Source organism: Streptococcus sp. DD04, from assembly GCF_001578725.1.
Classification (GTDB): domain Bacteria; phylum Bacillota; class Bacilli; order Lactobacillales; family Streptococcaceae; genus Streptococcus; species Streptococcus sinensis.
This window is the reverse complement of sequence record NZ_KQ968991.1, coordinates 1-773: the sequence shown is the minus strand read 5'-3', so window position 1 is coordinate 773 and position 773 is coordinate 1. Positions and strand designations below refer to the sequence as shown.

Annotated in this window: 1 protein-coding gene; it reads right to left on the bottom strand. The window is 41.9% G+C overall.

Annotated elements, in window-relative coordinates:
* The coding region (locus tag STRDD04_RS10165; protein ID WP_062201985.1) for a DDE-type integrase/transposase/recombinase at positions 1–773 on the bottom strand (773 nt) is incomplete at both ends.

Sequence of the window (773 nt, the reverse complement as noted above, 5' to 3'; positions counted from 1 at the left end):
GAACTGGAGATGTTTGTAGAATCGGTTATTGTCATTGCGATGGCTTCGTTCTACCTTGCCATTGTGTCGAGGCGTTCGAGGTTTAATACACTTATGCTCAATCCCCAACTCCTCACAAAGAAGGTCAAGCGGGTGGACTTGCTTGGTCTCTCTAAAGTGTGTAAATTCAACACCATTATCTGTTTGCAGGATTTTGGGCTGATAACCAAAATGACGAATAGCCAATTTCAAAAATTGAACCGTAGAATGAGAGCTTTGCTCTTTAAAAGGATAGATAAATCGCTCTCTGGAAGCTTCGTCGATGACAGTATACTGATAGAATTTATCAGGGATAGAGCCGGTGTAACAGTGTTTTGGGACATATTTGACATCCATTTGCCATTTCACTCCGATTTCGGTCGGCGTATGATAGGGTTTTGGTTTGTAGGCTTTTTTCTTTTCTTTAGAAGCTTTGAAGAAGCCTAATTTTCTCAGAATGCGAAAGAGGGAACAAGGATGCCTGTGGTAACCTTTGTTTGTTTTGAGTTTGTAGAAGATTTCAATCAGTGTAGCTTTAGGATTGCGGCGGATACAGTGTTTGATCCAATTGATTTCTTCATTGGTGTGACTATTTGGATGAGGGGTCAGAGGGCGATGGGATTTGTCTCTTAGAGATTCTTTGCTTCCATCGAACCGTTTATTCCACCGCATAAGAGAGGCTTTTGAGATTTTGTATCTCCGACAGATAAAGGCGACAGAGGTACCGTTGCGATAGGTTTTGACAGCGTGATAGC